The following is an 18,289-nucleotide window of genomic DNA, read 5'->3' on the forward strand; positions in this document are numbered from 1 at the left end:
TTTTAAAATTTAAAATTAAATGAAATCAAGAAAAATACTTCTAGCGACTGCGGTGCTGTATTTCGGTGTATCCGAAGCTCAGCAGTCACAATACTTTACCCAAAAGGAAAATTACAGGTTTAATCTGGCAGAAAATCTTTATCAAACCAAAATATACAACGCTTCTCAATTCGAATACGCAAGACAATATTTCTATAATCAGAATTTGTCGAGATCGAAAAAAGAGGCTGCGCAGTTTTTTGATAACGTGATCGGGGTTATTCTTCAGAAAAATCATGCGGAAGAAGGTTTAACTGCTTTCATGAAAGAATATCCGAACTCGGCGTATTTTGCGCAGGCCAATTTACCATTGGCGGATTATTATTTAACTAAAAAAGATTTTGAAAAAGCTTTGGAAACTTTGAAAAAAGTAAACCAATATCAGCTTTCAAAAGAAGAAAATACTCAGTATATCTTAAAGTTAGGATATGCTAAATTTATGATGGGCGATTCTAAAGGGGCAACAGATGCTCTGGAAGAAGCTTACAAAACAGCGGACGATTCTCAGAGAGGAGATATCGCTTATATGTTGGGACATCTTTATTATTCGAACAGACAGAATGATAAGGCATTTCAGTATTTCGATTCTGTAAAAGATCAGCCGAAATATTCTAAACTGGTGCGTCCTTATTATGTTCAGATGTATTATAATGATAAAGATTATGATAAAGCTATCTCTGAAGGAAACGCTTTACTGAACGAAAGTATTTCGGAATCTTATAAAGCAGAGGTTCATAAAATTATTGGGGAAAGTTATTTCATGAAGAAGGATTATACTTCTGCATATCCTCATTTGAAAGATTATCTGAGCGTTCAGCAAAATCCGTCTGAAAACGATCTTTATGAGATGGGATTTGTAGCGGCTCAGTTGAAAAAGTATGATGAAGCGGTTTCTTATTATAATCAATTATTGAACAGCAATTCTGCATTGGCTCAAAATGCTTATTATCAGCTTGGAAATGCATATTTGGCGGTTGATAAAAAGCAGGAAGCGCTTTCGGCATTCCGTTCGTCTTATCAGATGGATTATGATGCTAAAGTTAAAAAACTGGCGCATGAACAATATGCTAAACTGAGCTACGACATCGGAAACCCGTTTGAAAGTGCATCAACGGTAATTCAAAAATACATCAACGAAAACCAAAATGACGCGAATTCTCCGGAAATGAGATCGCTTTTGGTAAAGTCTTATTTATATTCAGGAAATTATAAAGAAACCCTGAACGCGATCGACAGACTTCAGAATTCTTCTCCGGATATCGATAAAGTAGATCAGGAGGTTTCTTATTTATTGGGAACAGAAGAATTTAACAAAGGAAATTATGACGAAGCGGAACAGTATTTCCTGAGAAGTTTAGGATTTAATATTAATAAAGAATTCAACAACAGAGCGTTGTATTGGTTAGGGCAGGTATATTACCAAAAAGGAAATTATCCTTCTGCAATTGCCCGTTATGAAAAATTGCTGAACGAAAATTTCCCTGAAAAACAACAATTGCCTTACGATTTGGGATATGCTTATTTTAAATCTAAAAAATTCGATCAGGCAGAAACGTATTTCAAACAATATTTAAGCAATCCGAAAACTGAGTTTAAAAATGATGCTGAGCTTCGTTTAGCAGATATTAATTATGCCAATAATAATCTGAATGAAGCTATCGCGATCTACGACAAAAACGAAGATGCGACAGATTATACTTTATACCAAAAAGCAATGGCTTTAGGATTTAAAGGGGATACTCAGGCAAAAATTACCAACCTTAAAAATTTATTATCAAAATATCCGGGATCGGAATATTATGATGATGCTCAATATGAAATCGGAACGGCTTACGCAGCTCAGGATGATTTTACCAATTCAAACGACTTCTTCGGAAAAGTGATTAAATCGTCTTCTGACAAAGATTTGATAGCAAATGCTTCTATTTACAGAGCACAGAATTATATTGATCAGAATCAAAACGATAAAGCTTTATCTGAATTAAAAACGTTGGGTGAGCAATATAAAAATACGGCATACGCAGAGAAAATTGTTCAGGCAGCAAAACCAATCTTTGCGAAAAACGGAGATGTTGCGGGATATGAAAGTTTTGCAAAAAATGTAGGAGTAAACGTAGATGCAGCCGAAATCGATGAGATTAACCTTTCTACCGGTAAGCAGTATTTTGCTAAAAAAGATTACAAAAATGCAATTTCTTATTACGAGAAATATTTAACGCAAAACCCGACAGGTGAAGGTCTTTATCAGGCTAAATACGAGTTGGGAGAAAGCTATTATCAAACTAAAAATACAACCAAAGCATTGCTTGTATTGCAGGAAATAGCAAGTGTTCAGAATGATTATCAGGATGATGCACAGACTCGTATTGCTCAGATTTATATTAATCAGGGGGATAATAATGAAGCGAAAAAGTATCTTGAAAACATCAGAAATTCATCCAACATCAGCATTAAAAACTATGCAAATGTAGAATTGATGAAGATTTATGCTGAGGAAAAGAATTTTGCACAAGCTGAAAAACTAGCCAATGATGTAATCGCAAATAATAAAAACTCGGCGGCAGTTATTGAAACAGCGAAAGTGATTAAAGCAAGAAGCCTGATGAATTCAGGAAAAGATAAAGATGCACAAACGGCCTATACCTCTCTTGAAAAGTCTTCAAATACTTCGGTAGCGGCAGAAGCTCTTTACGCAAAAGCCTATTATCAAAATAAAGGAAAAGCTTTCAAATCTTCAAACGAAACGATCTTTAAACTGGCTAATAATTATGCTTCAGAAGAGTTTTGGGGCGCAAAAGCATTGGTGTTGATGGCGAAGAACTATGTCGGATTGAAAGACAATTATCAGGCAAGTTATACATGCGATCAGATCATCGAAAATTATAAAGATTTCCCTGAAATTGTAGCAGAGGCAAAAGAAGTTAAGAAGTCGATTAAAAAGTAAAAAGTGTACTAATGTATTAACGTGAAAAATATTCATGGAATTTTAAAATCATTAATATTTTTTACACAAATGCTTAAATACAAAAAGTAATGAACAAAAGAATTCAATTATTATCCATTATATTTTTAGGGTTTTCGTCGGTAGCGTTTTCCCAGATCAAAGAAGAAAAACTGATTCTTAATAAAAAGAGAGAACCAGAAGTAAAAAAGATCGAAAAAAAGAAAACTTCCGTGGAAACGATTAAGAATTATCCACCGGAAGAGAAATCTCAAAATCCTGTAAAATATACAATTACAGATGTTCCTGCGGTTTCTGATTTCAAAACCTCAACCATTCAGGGTGAAGATGTGGCTCCGAAATTTGAAGGAAGTGCGCAGAATAATTACGTACAATTTGGGATGGGAAATTATGGCAAAATTTTAGGTGATGCCAATATTTCAAAAACGCTTCAAAATAAAATTGAAGTAGGTGCCGATGTACATTTCCTTTCGACTCAAGGTCTTAAAAAAGAATATGCGTGGGATTCTAAACAAAGCAATGCCACTATTGGAGCGTTCTTAAACTCTTACGGAGATAAAGGAAAATTTAATGTAAATGCCGAATATGGTTTAAATAATTACAACTATTATGGTATTTATGCTTTAGAACCGGCTGCTGATGTAGATTTAAAGCAAAAAGTAAATCAGTTTAAAGCAAATGGTTATTATGATTTTTATTCTAATGAAATTTTAAATGATGTACGAGTTAAATCGTCATTTTTGAAAGATCATTTTGACGCACAGGAAAACCAGGTTTCTGTATTGGCTAATTTCTCTAAACATGCGGTAGAACTTGGTAAATCAGGAATTAATCTTAATGCTGATCTTGGAGTTGGATTAGAAAGTGTAAAAACAGATTTCGCTTTAGAAAATAAAAACTCAGCGACTTTTTTCAATATGAATTTAGCGCCTAAAGTGACGTTCAGAAAGGGTGATTCTTATTTAATGGTAGGTTCTTCTTTCTCTTTCCTGAATGCTAAAAATTCAAACCTTATTTTAGCGGAACAATTAAAGAATAATAAGACCTATTGGTTTCCTCAGGCAGAATTTCAGTTTGCTGCGGATAACGGATTTAAATTTTACGGAGGTATTGACGGAGGTTTAAAGCTAAACACGTACAGCGAATTGCTTCAGCAAAATCCTTTTATTCTTTCTGACCAATATCTGAAGCCAACGGAAACGAAATATCATTTTTATGTAGGTTTAAGAGGTGATATCGATGAAATGTTTAAATATGATGTTTCTGCAGGATATGCAAAAATGCGTGATGTGATGTTCTTTAAAGGAAATGATCTTTTCAAAAGAGATGCTGTAAACCGTTCTGCGTACGACTATGCGAATACCTTCTCTGCTGTTTATGATGATGGAAATGTAAGCAACATTAAAGCAAATTTACAATATTTCCCTCTAGCTAATTTAATCATCGATGGGGAGATTGGTTTTACGAAATATGATCTTAAAAATTACGAAAATATCTACAATGTTCCATTGTTAAACGCAAGCATCGGAGCAAAATATACGATGTTAGATAAAAAATTATTACTAGGTTTCAAAGGTATTTTTGCTAGCGACAGAACAACTAATTCATTTGCTATTGAGGGAGTTCCGGCGCCGGTGTTCTACCAGTCTACAGAGAATACCAACGACAAAGTGGGTGGCTATGCAGATGTAAACCTTTCGGCAGAGTATAAATTTCACAAAAATTTCAGTATTTTCGCAATCGGAAATAATCTTTTAAGCTCAAAATACCAGACGTACAAAGGATATAAAGTTCTTGGTGCACAGATTTTGGGAGGTGTGAAGATTACGTTTTAACGTTTGAGTGTGGGATAGTTTTTTTTAAACCAAATTACTCTCCAACACTCAAGCCCAAAATCGGCTGCATAGTTTAATGGATAGAACTTCGGATTTCGGCTCCGACAGTGAGGGTTCGAATCCTTCTGCGGTCACTCTGCGGGAAAGAGCACTTTTAGAAGTGTTCTTTCCTTTTTTTTTACTTTGTAACTGATTGTGAATCAGTATTATTTGAGTAAGTGCGGAATTCAATTTAAGTGTTCGAAAAGCATTTTCTTGAAATTCAAGTTTTTCGGCCAAAATCGAACACAATATAGAATTTTTTGTCTCATTATCACCTTTAATGTACAATTGAGACAGCTTTGGCAAAATGTTTAGAACTTGATCAAGCTTTGCTCTAATATCTATATTTTTACGTGATAGCCTTGGATTCTGAAGTTCCATTTCATCAATTTTTTTCTTACTTTCATTTTTAATAATCTGATAATCCTCAAAATCTAATCTATCTTCGAGATACTTTTCTCTAGCGCTAGATAGCCTATTGGTTAAATTAACAATTTGTTCGGAAAGTTCCTTTTTCTTACCATCAATATTTTCCTGTATGTATTTAAAATTGCTTAATATTATTTCTTTTAATAATGTATTTATGCTTTCGTGGTAATCATATTTTACTAATTCTTTTTCAAAGGCAGAATTAACTTCGTCTGAGCTATACCTATAGCCGCACTTAGCATTAGAGTGATAGTAATAATAAACATTTTTCTTGCCTTTAGATCCGCTACCTGAAATATGTCCTCCACATCGTGGATATTTTAAAAATCCTCTTAGTGGAATTCATTAGCTGCAATAATTTTACCTTGAGGTCTTTCAGCCAAAGTTTTTCCGCTTAAAACATTTTGCACTTTATAAAATAGGTTTTCTGGAATCAAACTTTCATGATTGGCTTCAACAATACAGGCATCCTCGTCTTTGTATGCTTTAATATATATTTTACCAATGTAGACCGGATTATATTGCCCTGTAAAAAGAAGTACTACTAATTTTTGCGCCTTCCATCTTATTCATTTTAAGTCTTTTGCCAGCCAAAAGACTACGGCATAAACGGTTTCTTCCCTAAAGGTACCATCCATATCTTACAAAGGGCAAACTCGCTTACTTTAAATTGTATTAAAATATTACGGAGAAGAAGCTACAAGAAGTTTTGAAGATGCTGTTGAGATGGATAAAATTTGAGAAGCACATATTGCAAAACACAGTTCAAAATAATCTCACAAAACGATCCTTTCTCGAAGTGTTATCGAAAAAAAACAAAATGATTTTAATCCAATGGCAAATGGCTAGAAAACTGTGGAATAGTTATTGTAGAAATTGATTAAGATAGTTTTACATCAATAACTTAAAATCACAATTATGCGCGCAATTTGGAACGGAGCTATAGGTTTTGGATTAGTAAATATTCCTATAAAATTGTATTCTGCAACGGATTCAAGCACTTTAGATTTAGATATGCTGGATAGTAATGATCTAAGCAATATACGATTTAAGCGAGTGAATGAAAAAACGGGTAAAGAAGTTGTGTGGGAAAATATTGTCAAAGGCTATAAAATAGAAGATAAATACATCATTTTAGAAGACGAGGATTTTGCCTCTGCAAGCCCAGAGAAATCAAAAATTCTCTCTATTGATCAATTTGTTAAAGAATCTGAAGTTGATACGGCGCTTTTTGAGACCCCTTACTTTCTCGAACCGCAGAAAAATGGTGAAGCGGCTTATAAATTATTACTCAAGGCTTTAATGAAAACGAAAATGGCAGGTGTGGGCTCCTTCGTTTTGAGAGAACGCGAAATCCTTTGTTTAATTCGCCCGTATGAAGATAAGATTTTAATGGTCAATAGAATGCGTTATCCGGAAGAAATGCGAAGTTTCGAAGATCTAAAAATACCTTCGGGAAGTGCACCAAAACCTTCGGAACTGAAAATGGCGGAACAGCTGATTAAATCTCTGGCCTCTGAATTTGATCCTTCTCAATATAAAGATACTTACAATGCAGATCTTCTGAAGATCATTAAGCAAAAAGCAAAAGGTAAAAAAATCAAATTAACAGAAGTAAAAGAGCCGGAAGGAAAAGCAACTGACCTGATGGCGATGCTGAAAGCGAGTTTAGAGAAAGGAAAGAAAAAAGTTGGCTAATTGTAAGTTAAAATATGCAGCGTCGCAAGCTTATATCGATTATCATTCATTCATTAACATCTATAAGTTATGGCACTCGAAGATTATAATAAAAAACGGAATTTCAAAGAAACATCTGAACCGGAAGGAAAGGAAAAAGAAAGTAGTAAGAGACTTAAATTTGTTATTCAGAGACATGCAGCTTCCAGGCTTCATTATGATTTTCGCTTGGAAATGGATGGAGTTCTGAAAAGTTGGGCAGTTCCAAAAGGTCCTTCGCTCAATCCCTCCGATAAACGATTGGCGATGATGGTAGAAGACCATCCGTTTGCTTACAGAACTTTTGAGGGATCTATTCCCAAGGGCAATTATGGAGCTGGTGAAGTGGAGATTTGGGATGAAGGAACTTATGAGCCGATTGAAAAAGTGAAAGATAAAAGTGATGATTTGGTAATGAGAGCCGAACTTCATAAACAATCACTAAAATTTATTCTTCATGGTAAAAAGCTTAAAGGCGAATTTGCATTGGTGAAAATAAAAAACCCTAAAGAGGATAATGCGTGGCTGCTCATCAAGCATAAAGATAAATATGCTGTGGATAAAGATTATAACGCTGAAGAATATACACTTAAAAATTCAAAAGTAACCGCTTATCTAACTGAGAAAGACGGTAAAAAAAAAATAACTCATCCGAAGGAATAAAGTCTTTTAAAAACTATGCTCCGGCACTTTCTGGAGCAAAAAAGCTTTCGGAATTCATTAAGCCAATGCTTTGCAAAGTCTCCGACAAAGCCTTTGATGATAAAGACTGGGCATTCGAAATCAAATGGGATGGTTATCGCGCCATTGCAGATTTGAGTAAAGACGAAATCCGATTATATTCCCGAAACGGGATTGATTTTTCTCAGAAATTCAAGAAAGTAACGAATTTGCTTAAGATGCAGGAACACAATATGGTTCTTGACGGTGAAATCGTGGCTTACGACGATAAAGGAAAACCTAATTTTCAATGGCTCCAACAAATCGGTGATAATCCTAATATGGCATTGACTTTTCAGGTTTTTGACTTGTTATGGTTAAATGGGCACTCGACAGAAAGTTTGTCTTATCTCCAACGAAAGGAATTATTGAAAGATGCTTTGATAGAAAATGAAGTCATCAAATTCAGTGACCATATTCTTGAGAACGGAAAAGAATTTTTCCAAGCCGCAAAAGATTTAGGATTAGAAGGAATTGTCGCTAAGAAAACCGAAAGTCTTTACAGAGAAAATATAAGAAGCTCAGAATGGCTCAAAATCAAAATCCATAAAAGTGATGAAGCCATTATTTGTGGCTTTACCGAACCAAAAGGCGCAAGAAAAAAATTCGGAGCATTGATTTTGGGTAAATACTTGGATGACGAAATAGTGTTTTGTGGTCATACGGGAGGCGGTTTTAATAATCAGTCGCTTTCTGAAATATATGATAAAATGCAGCCTTTTATCATATCAAAATCAGTTTTCAAAATCACACCAAAAACCAATACCAAAGCAACGTGGATAGAACCAGAATTAGTTACTGAAATCAAGTTTACAGAATTGACAAAAGACCACATTTATCGTCATCCGATTTTTTTGAGACTTCGTGACGATATTGAACCTAAAGATGTAAAATTCAATTCTGAAGATCAATTAAAAAAGGAAATTATGAAAAAATCTGAACCTAAAAGAAGAGCAGGAAAAGATGATTTGATAAAGAAAATTGGAAAACAAGAATTGAAACTCACGAATCAGAACAAAATCTATTTCCCTGATGATGATGTTACAAAGGGTGATGTGATAGATTTTTACCAAAGTATTTCAAATTATATTTTGCCCCATCTCAAAAATCGACCACAATCTATGAATCGTTATCCCAATGGAATCAATGAAATGAGTTTTTTCCAAAAAGATGCATCAGAAGAGACACCAGAGTGGATAGAAACACAGAAAGTTTTTTCTGAAAGTTCGGATAAGTATATTAATTATATTATCTGTAATGATAAAGAAACCCTGGCTTATCTCAATAATCTTGGTTGTATAGAATTGAACATTTGGACAAGTAAAATCCAAAAAGCGGACAATCCGGACTATTTGGTTCTTGACCTTGATCCTTCTGAGAAAAATACATTTGAAGATGTAATAGAAACTGCTCAAGCTGTAAAAGAGGTTTTGGATTTAGCCGGAATCGAAGGATATCCGAAAACTTCCGGAAGTTCAGGAATTCATATCTACATTCCTATGAATGCTAAATATTCTTATGAACAGGTAAAAGATTTTGGACATCTATTGATGCGGATGGTTAACAAAAAATTACCTGATTTAACAACATTGGAAAGAAGTCTTCAAAAAAGAGATAAGCATAAAATATATTTAGATTATTTACAAAATAGAAGAGGTCAGACATTAGCGAGTGTCTATAGTTTACGTCCGAAAAACGGTGCGCCAGTATCTATGCCTTTGGAATGGACTGAGATTAAAATAGGACTTAAACCCACTGATTTCAATATCTATAATACATTAGAACGACTGAAAGAGAAAGGTGATCTTTTCAAACCTGTGTTAGGAAAAGGAATTGATATGTTAAAAGTTATAAATAGATTATCATAATTGATATATTTAACTTTTGTAGATTTAGATTACAACTATATCAATTTAGTATTAGAAACAATACACTTTACTTATATGTAAAAATTTGACTTCATTCCATATGGAAAGTTTAAACTTTTAATAGTAAACATTGAAATACCATTGACCATAACTTTTTATTACAAATTATAGATCGATTTAATATTTGACTACTGTATTGTTTATTAAAATTTTTTTACCGGTCTCGACGAGTAAATCTTATTTTAAATAAGAGCTTAAATACATGATTATTAGTTTTTTCAAAAAGAAACCCGGGAAATTTTATATTGTATCTTACAGTTTGATGTATTATCAAAAGATTAGTAAGGTATCTTTATTGACAAAATATTATGAATTTATTAAATTCTCAATTTTATTAATAACATCATCGATGTCGAAAGGTTTCGCCACAAATTCATCCGCATCACAGGATTTTTTTACCAAATCTGATTTCGCATGAGCACTTATTATTATAACTGGAATATGCGATGTAGAATCGTCTTTTTTAATACTATTACATAAGTCAGTTCCTAAACCGTCAGGAAGTTTCACATCAAGAATAAATAGATCAGGAATGGCTGATTTATCTCTTAAATTAAATGTTTTAACATCAGAGAATGAGCGTACATCATAATTTTCAAATGACAGGAGTAATTGCAATGCATCTCGAATGCCTGTCTCATCTTCTACTATAAAAATTGTTTTCATTTTCTTGTCCTCGCAAAAACGGAGCCAATCTCCTCAAGAAAATGTATTATGCTTATTTTTTATATCAAAAGTGATTATGCCTTCAGAAATCTTTTGTAATATCTCTTAAGAAATTTTGAAATATTTTTAACGGTATGCCTTAATACATGATTTAAAGGAATGGTTATTGTTATTTATTATGAAAATCTACATTTAAATCAATAATTTATGAGAAATTTTTTATTTGTTGCAGCAATACTTTCCTTTTTTTCATGTAAGGAAAATAAACTTGATGCCAGTAATGTACAAAAAGGTAGCAAAGTTTTAACATCGATAGATACATTAAATCTTCCGGCACCTGATGAAGAAGGTGCTAAAAATAAATTTTGTAAGGTAATAGGCTGGGCAGCAAATAAAAGTCCGAAAGCGCCGGCAGGCTTTACTGTTACCCGATTTGCTGAGGGACTAAAAAGCCCAAGAAATATGATACAGGCAGAAAATGGAGATATCTTTGTTGTTTTGTCTAATTCCGAGCGTTCTGCAACTGAAAAAGTTAAAAACGATATAAGCGGAAAAAGTAAAGCTGAAGTGGGAGGAGACTCCGCCAACAGAATTATTCTGTACAAAGATCGTAACAAAGATGGTATACCGGAGTCATCCACAGTTTTTTTAGACAATCTTAATCAACCCTACGGGATGTTGATTGTAAAAGACCGTTTTTATGTTGCCAATACAGATGGAGTATGGGTCTATCCTTACAAATCTGGGGATACGAAAATAACAGGGAAAGGAAAAAAGATTTTTGATCTGCCGGCCGGTGGATACAATAACCATTGGACCAGAAATATGATTGCGAATAAAGATTTATCAAAGATTTTTATATCGGTAGGATCCGGCAGTAATGTCGGGGAGAACGGGATGGAAAATGAGGTGAGAAGAGCCAATATACTAGAGATTAATCCAGATGGAACACAGGAAAAAATTTATGCATCGGGTCTCAGAAATCCTGTAGGAATGAGCTGGAATCCGGTAACCGGAGAATTGTGGACGGTGGTTAATGAGAGAGATGAACTGGGAGATGAATTAGTCCCTGATTATTTAACCTCTGTGAAGAAAGATGCATTCTATGGATGGCCTTACGCATATTTCGGACAGCATGAAGATCCCCGAAGAAAGGGCGAAAAACCTGATCTCGTAAAAAAAACAATCGTTCCGGATGTTTCATTGGGCAGCCATACCGCCTCCTTGGGGCTTACCTTTTACACCGCAAATCAATATCCTCAGAAATACAGAAACGGTGCATTTATTGGTCAGCACGGATCTTGGAATCGCTCTTCGTTGGTGGGATATCAGGTAGCGTTTGTGCCTTTTACCAACGGAAAAGCATCAAAATCTTATGCTCCTTTTCTCAGCGGATTTATCGCCAATGAGGCCAAAGGAGAAGTATACGGGAGACCTGTGGGAGTGCTTCAGACCTCAGATGGATCATTACTTGTAGCAGATGATGTAGGAGGAATTGTATGGCGGGTCTCTTACAATTAAAGATACACCAAAGGAAAACAACCCCGTGAGGTTGTTTTTTCTTTGGCTATTATTGATCAGCCGGTTTTCCTTATTATTTGAAGGTTTACTTTAGTAAATCATAATTTAGAACTATAATTTCTTTTATAAGAACCCAAATTACTCTACCGATATGAATAAATATCATCTTCTCTGCTTATTAAGCTTTTTATCATCTCTGTTTTTTTCACAGTCGAAAATTATGGTTAGCGATGCAGACACCCAAAAGCCTGTACAAAAAGCTCGTATAAGTTGTAATAAACTGCTGATAGGAAATAGTGATCAGTCAGGAAATTTAATGTTTACCACATCTTGTAAAAAAGTGGAGGTTAGCGCACCAGGGTATATTTCAGAATATGTGTTGGTAGATGAGGTGATGGAAGTAGCACTTAACAAAAGTAATCCCACCGTAAAAAATATAGAACCGGTTTTTTTGTCAGATAAAAGCGATCCCAGAGCCCTAGAGATTCTAAAAAAGGTTAACGAATACTATCCGGAAAATTCGCCCTCAAGTTTAGATTCCTATTCCTATATGTCCTACGAAAAAATATCGTTGGATCTCGATCAGGACAGTATTGTAAATTACCAGGAATATGTTGCCAAAAAGATGGATTCTTTAAAAAGCCTTCCGCAGAAAAACTTTGGAAAAAAAGAAAAAAAAGATTCCATAGAGTCTTTGAACCTGGAACGTCTGGCCGGACAGAGCAAAATGTTTTTATGGGAGAGAGCCTCTCAGATTAACTATTCTAAAAAATATGGAGAGAAAATTAATGTTTTAGATAATAAGGTTTCCGGACTTAGAGAGCCCATCTACGAATTAATTGCATTCCGGTCTAACCGAAATCAGATTCCCAAAGAAATTAAAGAAGAAAACCGAAATTTATACAGATTCTTCCTTACCGATTCTATTGAAATTGACAGTAGAGAAAATTACATCATCAGATTCAGACAGGTCGGAAATAACAACAGTAGGCCCCAGAATAAATATTCAGGATATTTGTACGTCGATAAACAGACCTATGGACTAAAAAAAATACAGAGCAATAGCAAAATGCAAAATGAGGGCGCTATTACCAGTGTCTGGGTTCCTGTCAATAAAAAGTGGTTTTTATTGAAAGAAGATTATAAACTGAAGGTGAATAATACATTATTAAATCTTAATCTCGGATCAGAAAAAAATAATGAAAACAAAGAAAAAGAACGTAATGACTCAAAAAAATTCGGGACGTATGCGTACGCAACAGCAGATTATTTCAATATTCATACCCCGGTAGAATTTAAAGCAGAAGATTTTAAAGGATATACTTTATCCGTTAAAAATTCAGACGGAAGCCTGATGGACCAATACCGGACGAGTGATCTGAGCACCCGTGAAGAACTAGCCTATAATAAAATCGACAGTCTAAGCAACAAGTATAAATTAGATCAGAAAGTAAAGGGACTTATCGGACTGTTAAAAGGTAATTTAAGATTGGGCGTTTTTGATTTTGATCTGTCTAAAGTGGTCGGTTATAACAAATACGAACACTTCAGGCTAGGAGCAGGCGTAAAACTGAACGACCGTTTCAATAAATATATTTCTCCGGATGTTTATTTTGCATATGGAATATATGATAAGAGAGTAAAATTCGGAGCTGGAGTGGATGTTCGTACAACACTTCAGAAGAATTCATTTTTTCGTCTTGAATATGAAAATGATGTCATGGTTGCAGGAAGGTTTTCAGAAAATCTATGGAATTTTAGAATGAAACTTATGAATTCAGGAATTGCCATCAACAACAATGTGTTTTATCAATTTGAAAGTTTCAAAGTGAGTTATGAAAACGATTTAACAAATGGGTTAACGTTAAATGTAGCTGCGCAAAAGTCGAACGAAGAATCAAAGTTCACCTACAGCTACAAAAATCTCGGAAATAGCTTCGATTTCACTTCTGCCTTCATAACCCTTAAATATTCTCCTAATTCTAAAAATATGATGACTCCAAACGGCAAATATACGTTTGAACAGAGTTTTCCAGAATTTTATTTTAACTATGAACAGGGTCTTAAAATAATGAATGGGAACATGACGTTCAGCAGATTTGATGCCTTAATTGCTCATAATTTTAAAACAAAAATCGGGGTCACGGGAATCAGAGCTTATGGAGGAATTATTTTCGGTGATGCTCCTGTTTGGAAGAATTTTACAATGAATGGCCTCGCCAATGGTAAAGCAGGTTTTAATTTTAACCTGACTTCCTACCTTGGTTTTGCCACGATGGATGGGGGTAGATATTTCAGTGATAAATTTGTTGGCACGTATATTACGCACCGTATACCGTGGTATTTTAAAAGTTTCGGTAAAAATGTGTCAAGCTTCGACTTTATCTACCGTGGAATTATTGGTAACATGAAAAACGCAGCGGATCATCAGTTTCAATTTGAAAAGCTGAATCATCTATACAATGAAGTCGGTTTGGAGTGGAATAATTTTCTGTCCTCTCAATTTAATCTCGGATTTTTCTATCGTCTTGGCTATTATAATACACCCTCTTTTAAAAATAATTTTGCCATACAGTTTAAACTGAAACTTCTCGGCTTTTAAGAAAATATTTGAGATTAATCAAAATGAATTTTAAGCAGCTTTTGCCTAAAAGACTTGAGGTTATTGCGCCTTTATTATGATGTAATATGGACGGATTTTTATATGAGATAAAATAGATCATCACAAGCTGATGTAAAAAAACTGAAAGTATATAGACGGTCTCTATTATGTTGGGATATTGAACACTAGTAAAAAAATGTTAAAGAAATTGGAAAGTTCTGAGAAAAAAGAAAATGGATTATTATTGACATTATCACTCATCTCTTATTGATTTAGATTTACAGTAATTTCTAAATTTAAAATAAATGGAATTCTAATTATTATATCATGATAATGTGATTTAAAAAAATGTGATAATTATAGATAAATTAAATTATAATTTGATTTTTGGCACTGCTTTTGAATACCTAAACGCGGCTATTAAAAAAATAGACATAACTAAGGGATTATATTCTCGGAGCAATCTGAGAATATTTTTAAAAGACCATCAAATCACCAAATATTTTTTCATTAACAAATCCTCATAAAATGAGGATTTGTTGTTTCTAGAGTTTCATAATTTTACCGATTTATAGCTGTGAGAATAAACACATACATAAGTAATTAACCATCTTAGCAACCATAAAAAACTACGAATTTAATTTATTCGGCGTGATTGATTCTTGATTTATTGTTATAGATACTTTTTTTGATAAAATTACAAAATGTTTTATTTGATAAATTGTATGTTTTCACTTAACTCGCACGAGGTTATCAATATAATTTGTTAATTCTCTAATTTATAAACTAAGCCATTTGCTAACTCTAGCCTTCATCTATCAAGTTGATACGTAGAAACCAAGAGACATACACTGATTAATCATATTTTTTTTAAACTATTACTACAGTACTAAACTATTGTATGTTATAACCCTATGCTTATCAGCAAAATTATAAAACTATAACTATGAAACTTTCAAATCTAAAAAATCTATATAATAATTCAAATTCTACTTAAAGGTGTAAAATATAAAAGAGAGCTTTTGCTCTCTAATATTAATATATTGTTTGAAGTGATTTTATTATTTTTTGTCTTCCAAATATTCAAATTTAGCAAAAGAAGATTTCAAATGATGAAGTTGATCACTCACAACTCATGAACTTTCAGGGCAAAGATCGCCACTATCTAAAGCATCTTGATAAGCTTTTATTGCGGCACTTTCTCCATACGCAACATTTTCCAAAGTAGATTCATCTTTGTCCATTGCCATTGCATTTTTTACATCGATCCAAGCTCTATGAAAAGCACCCGCAGTACTTGTCGTATTATCTGCCTGTCCACCTCTCTCATTGATAAGACCTACAAGCTCGTTTTTCATTGTTTGAGATTCAGATACCATATTATCATAATCACTTCTTAATCCCGAATGGGTGTCCCAAACTTTTTCTTCTACTTTTGAAAATCCTGCAATTCTGTCGTTTGTAATGTTCAGTAAATCATTCAATACCGAAACTGTTTTTTCGTTTTCATATTAAAATTTTAATTAGTGTATTATGAAATTTACAATAAAGGTGCCTGTTTTCGTTAAAAAATAGATTTTAATTATTTTTTTTTTGGCATGATAAATGGATTAGTGTAATATTAGTTTTAAAATGAACTAATTTATTTCATACTTAGTTTAATATTATACCAAATATTTGTATTATGAATTACTCCATAATAAAAGAGATTATAGAACTTTTGGAACAGTTTGAAAATGAAAATGAATTCAATAAGTATTCAGCTGATAGCGATGGTTTCAAAAAGTGGATTTATGAAAGTTGGAAATCAGAGAAAAGAGAAGTTGAGGAACCTTACTGGGAAGGGAAGGAGAATGGAAGAAGTCCAGAAAGTGCAATTAGTACTTTAATTGTTCATCTTAATAAATATGCTAAAACCTATTCTAAATCAGCAATAACAAATTCAGATTTTACGACTCAGGATGATTTTATTTATTTAATTAATCTTAAGTCTTTTGGTTCAATGACGAAAATGGATCTTATTACAAAAAATATTCATACCAAATCGGCGGGTACTGTTATCATTTCTCGTTTGTTAAAAAATTCGTGGATTACCATTACAGATTCTAAAGACGATAGAAGAAATAAAATTGTTTCGATTACTGAAAAGGGTTTGAGTGCATTGGAATTTCATATGAAAAAAATCCGGGAGGCAACTCACATCGTTGCTGGTGATCTTACATATGAAGAAAAGATGAATTTAATATATATTCTTAACAAGTTGGATCGCTTCCATTATCCCATATATTCAAGACATATTAACAGTAATGAACTCATTGATGTTGTTAGTAGAGAATATCAATTTATAACTAATTAGGATGAAAAAGAAAATTGCAGTGATAGGTTCGGGTTTCTCAGGTCTTTCTGCAGCGGCTTATGCTGCTAAACAAGGACATGATGTACACGTATTTGAGAAAAATTCTGAAATTGGAGGCAGGGCAAGACACTTCAAGACTGATAATGGTTATACATTTGATATGGGACCCAGTTGGTACTGGATGCCGGATATTATAGAATCTTTTTTTTCTGACTTTGGGTATAAAAGTTCTGATTTTTATGAATTAGTGTCATTGAATCCTCAGTTTGAAATGGTTTTTTCAGACTCAGTCATGAATATTCCTCATAAATATGACGATATGAAAATCCTTTTTGAAGAAATTGAAAAAGGGGGAGGGGAGCAATTGGATCTTTTTATGAAAGATGCCCGTTACAAGTATGAGATAGGAATGAAAAATTTTGTTAACAAACCCTGCCATTCATGGTTTGAATTTTTTAGTTTTACCATTGCGAAAAGTGCTTTGAAACTTGATTTGCTGACTGATTTTAAGAGTTTTGTGAGAAAGTATTTTAATGATCCTAGGTTAATTATGCTCATGGAATTTCCCGTGATATTTTTAGGAGCGGCACCCAAAGATATTCCCGCACTTTATAGTTTAATGAATTACGGAGGATATAAATTAGGAACATGGTATCCCATGGGAGGTTTTTCCAAAATAATAGAAGCCATAAAAAGAATTGCTCAGGAAAAGGGAGCCACAATTCATTGTAATGCATCGGTTAGTAAAATTAATATTGTTGAGGGCAAGGTCTCAACATTAGAGGTCAATAATCAGTTTTTAGATTTTGATACTGTTATTTCTTCCGCTGATTATCATCATACAGAATCTCAGCTCTTAGAGAAACAATTCAGAAATTATGATGAATCTTACTGGGAGAAAAGAGTATTTGCACCATCCTGTCTCATCTATTATGTGGGCTTTAGCAGAAAAATACCTAGTCTAAAGCACCATACGTTATTTTTTGAACATGATCTTGACCTTCATACGGAAGAAATATACACAAGCAAAAAATGGCCTACAGCTCCTTTGTTTTATATCTGTTGTCCTTCAAAAACAGATAATTCAGTAGCCCCAGAAGGTTCTGAGAATTTATTTTTCTTGATGCCACTAGCTCCTGGATTACAAGATTCTGAAGCTATCCGAGAAAAATATTTTGATGAAATGATCTCACGATTGGAAAAACATACGCATACGGATAATTTAAAGACTTGTATAGAGTATAAAAGGAGTTATTGTGTTAATGATTTTGAGAATGATTACAATGCATATAAAGGTAATGCCTATGGATTGGCCAATACATTGAAACAAACTGCGGTATTAAAACCCTCTTTAAAAAACAAGAAGATTAACAATTTATTCTATACAGGTCAGCTTACAGTTCCCGGACCGGGAGTTCCTCCCGCTCTTATCTCAGGGAAGATAGCTGCTTTGGAAGCCACATTAAAATAATT

Annotated in this window: 11 protein-coding genes and 1 tRNA gene; 10 read left to right on the forward strand and 2 right to left on the reverse strand. The window is 33.6% G+C overall.

Annotated features, from left to right (window positions below; genetic code table 11):
* Window positions 1-19: 19 nt before the first annotated feature.
* The 6 genes from OXQ85_RS04670 (at window position 20) to ligD (ending at window position 9,611) form a co-directional block, all read left to right on the forward strand.
* Complete coding sequence (locus tag OXQ85_RS04670) at window positions 20-2,983, forward strand: tetratricopeptide repeat protein (RefSeq protein WP_267402648.1); 2,964 nt, start codon at window positions 20-22, stop codon at window positions 2,981-2,983.
* Between the two features lie 89 nt (window positions 2,984-3,072).
* Entirely contained in the window at window positions 3,073-4,836 is a 1,764-nt protein-coding gene (locus OXQ85_RS04675) for a TonB-dependent receptor (RefSeq protein ID WP_267402649.1), read from the forward strand.
* Window positions 4,837-4,898: 62 nt separating this feature from the next.
* Window positions 4,899-4,970, forward strand: a tRNA-Arg gene (locus OXQ85_RS04680).
* Between the two features lie 1,255 nt (window positions 4,971-6,225).
* Window positions 6,226-7,005 carry a Ku protein gene (locus OXQ85_RS04685; RefSeq protein WP_267402650.1) on the forward strand — a complete coding sequence of 260 codons (780 nt, stop codon included), beginning with the start codon at window positions 6,226-6,228 and terminating at the stop codon, window positions 7,003-7,005.
* 69 nt (window positions 7,006-7,074) lie between these two features.
* The gene (locus OXQ85_RS04690) at window positions 7,075-7,686 is read left to right on the forward strand and encodes a DNA polymerase ligase N-terminal domain-containing protein (protein ID WP_267402651.1); all 612 of its coding nucleotides are present in this window, start codon (window positions 7,075-7,077) and stop codon (window positions 7,684-7,686) included.
* 65 nt (window positions 7,687-7,751) lie between these two features.
* Window positions 7,752-9,611 carry a DNA ligase D gene (ligD, locus tag OXQ85_RS04695; RefSeq protein WP_267402652.1) on the forward strand — a complete coding sequence of 620 codons (1,860 nt, stop codon included), beginning with the start codon at window positions 7,752-7,754 and terminating at the stop codon, window positions 9,609-9,611.
* A gap of 366 nt (window positions 9,612-9,977) precedes the next feature.
* On the opposite strand, the gene OXQ85_RS04700 is transcribed toward ligD, so the two are convergent.
* Window positions 9,978-10,337 (reverse strand): response regulator, encoded by a 360-nt coding sequence (locus tag OXQ85_RS04700; protein WP_267402653.1) that lies wholly within the window; start codon window positions 10,335-10,337, stop codon window positions 9,978-9,980.
* Window positions 10,338-10,544: 207 nt separating this feature from the next.
* On the opposite strand from OXQ85_RS04700, the gene OXQ85_RS04705 reads away from it, so the two are divergent.
* On the forward strand, window positions 10,545-11,858 hold the full coding sequence (locus OXQ85_RS04705) for a sorbosone dehydrogenase family protein (protein ID WP_267402654.1): 1,314 nt from the start codon (window positions 10,545-10,547) through the stop codon (window positions 11,856-11,858).
* Between the two features lie 220 nt (window positions 11,859-12,078).
* On the forward strand, window positions 12,079-14,460 hold the full coding sequence (locus OXQ85_RS04710) for a DUF5686 family protein (protein ID WP_267402655.1): 2,382 nt from the start codon (window positions 12,079-12,081) through the stop codon (window positions 14,458-14,460).
* A 1,133-nt stretch (window positions 14,461-15,593) separates the two neighbouring features.
* Here the strand turns inward: OXQ85_RS04710 and OXQ85_RS04715 are convergent.
* Window positions 15,594-15,944, reverse strand: coding sequence for a PA2169 family four-helix-bundle protein (locus OXQ85_RS04715; RefSeq protein ID WP_267402656.1), 351 nt, complete (start codon window positions 15,942-15,944; stop codon window positions 15,594-15,596).
* A gap of 200 nt (window positions 15,945-16,144) precedes the next feature.
* Here OXQ85_RS04715 and OXQ85_RS04720 point away from each other — a divergent pair, with 200 nt between their 5' ends.
* Together OXQ85_RS04720 and crtI are read left to right on the forward strand one after the other, a co-directional pair.
* Window positions 16,145-16,816 carry a MarR family transcriptional regulator gene (locus OXQ85_RS04720; protein WP_267402657.1) on the forward strand — a complete coding sequence of 224 codons (672 nt, stop codon included), beginning with the start codon at window positions 16,145-16,147 and terminating at the stop codon, window positions 16,814-16,816.
* A 1-nt stretch (window position 16,817) separates the two neighbouring features.
* Entirely contained in the window at window positions 16,818-18,287 is a 1,470-nt protein-coding gene (crtI, locus tag OXQ85_RS04725; RefSeq protein ID WP_267402658.1) for a phytoene desaturase family protein, read from the forward strand.
* Window positions 18,288-18,289 lie beyond the last annotated feature (2 nt).

The organism is Chryseobacterium sp. GM_Chr_2, from assembly GCF_026540445.1.
Classification (GTDB): Bacteria; Bacteroidota; Bacteroidia; order Flavobacteriales; family Weeksellaceae; genus Chryseobacterium.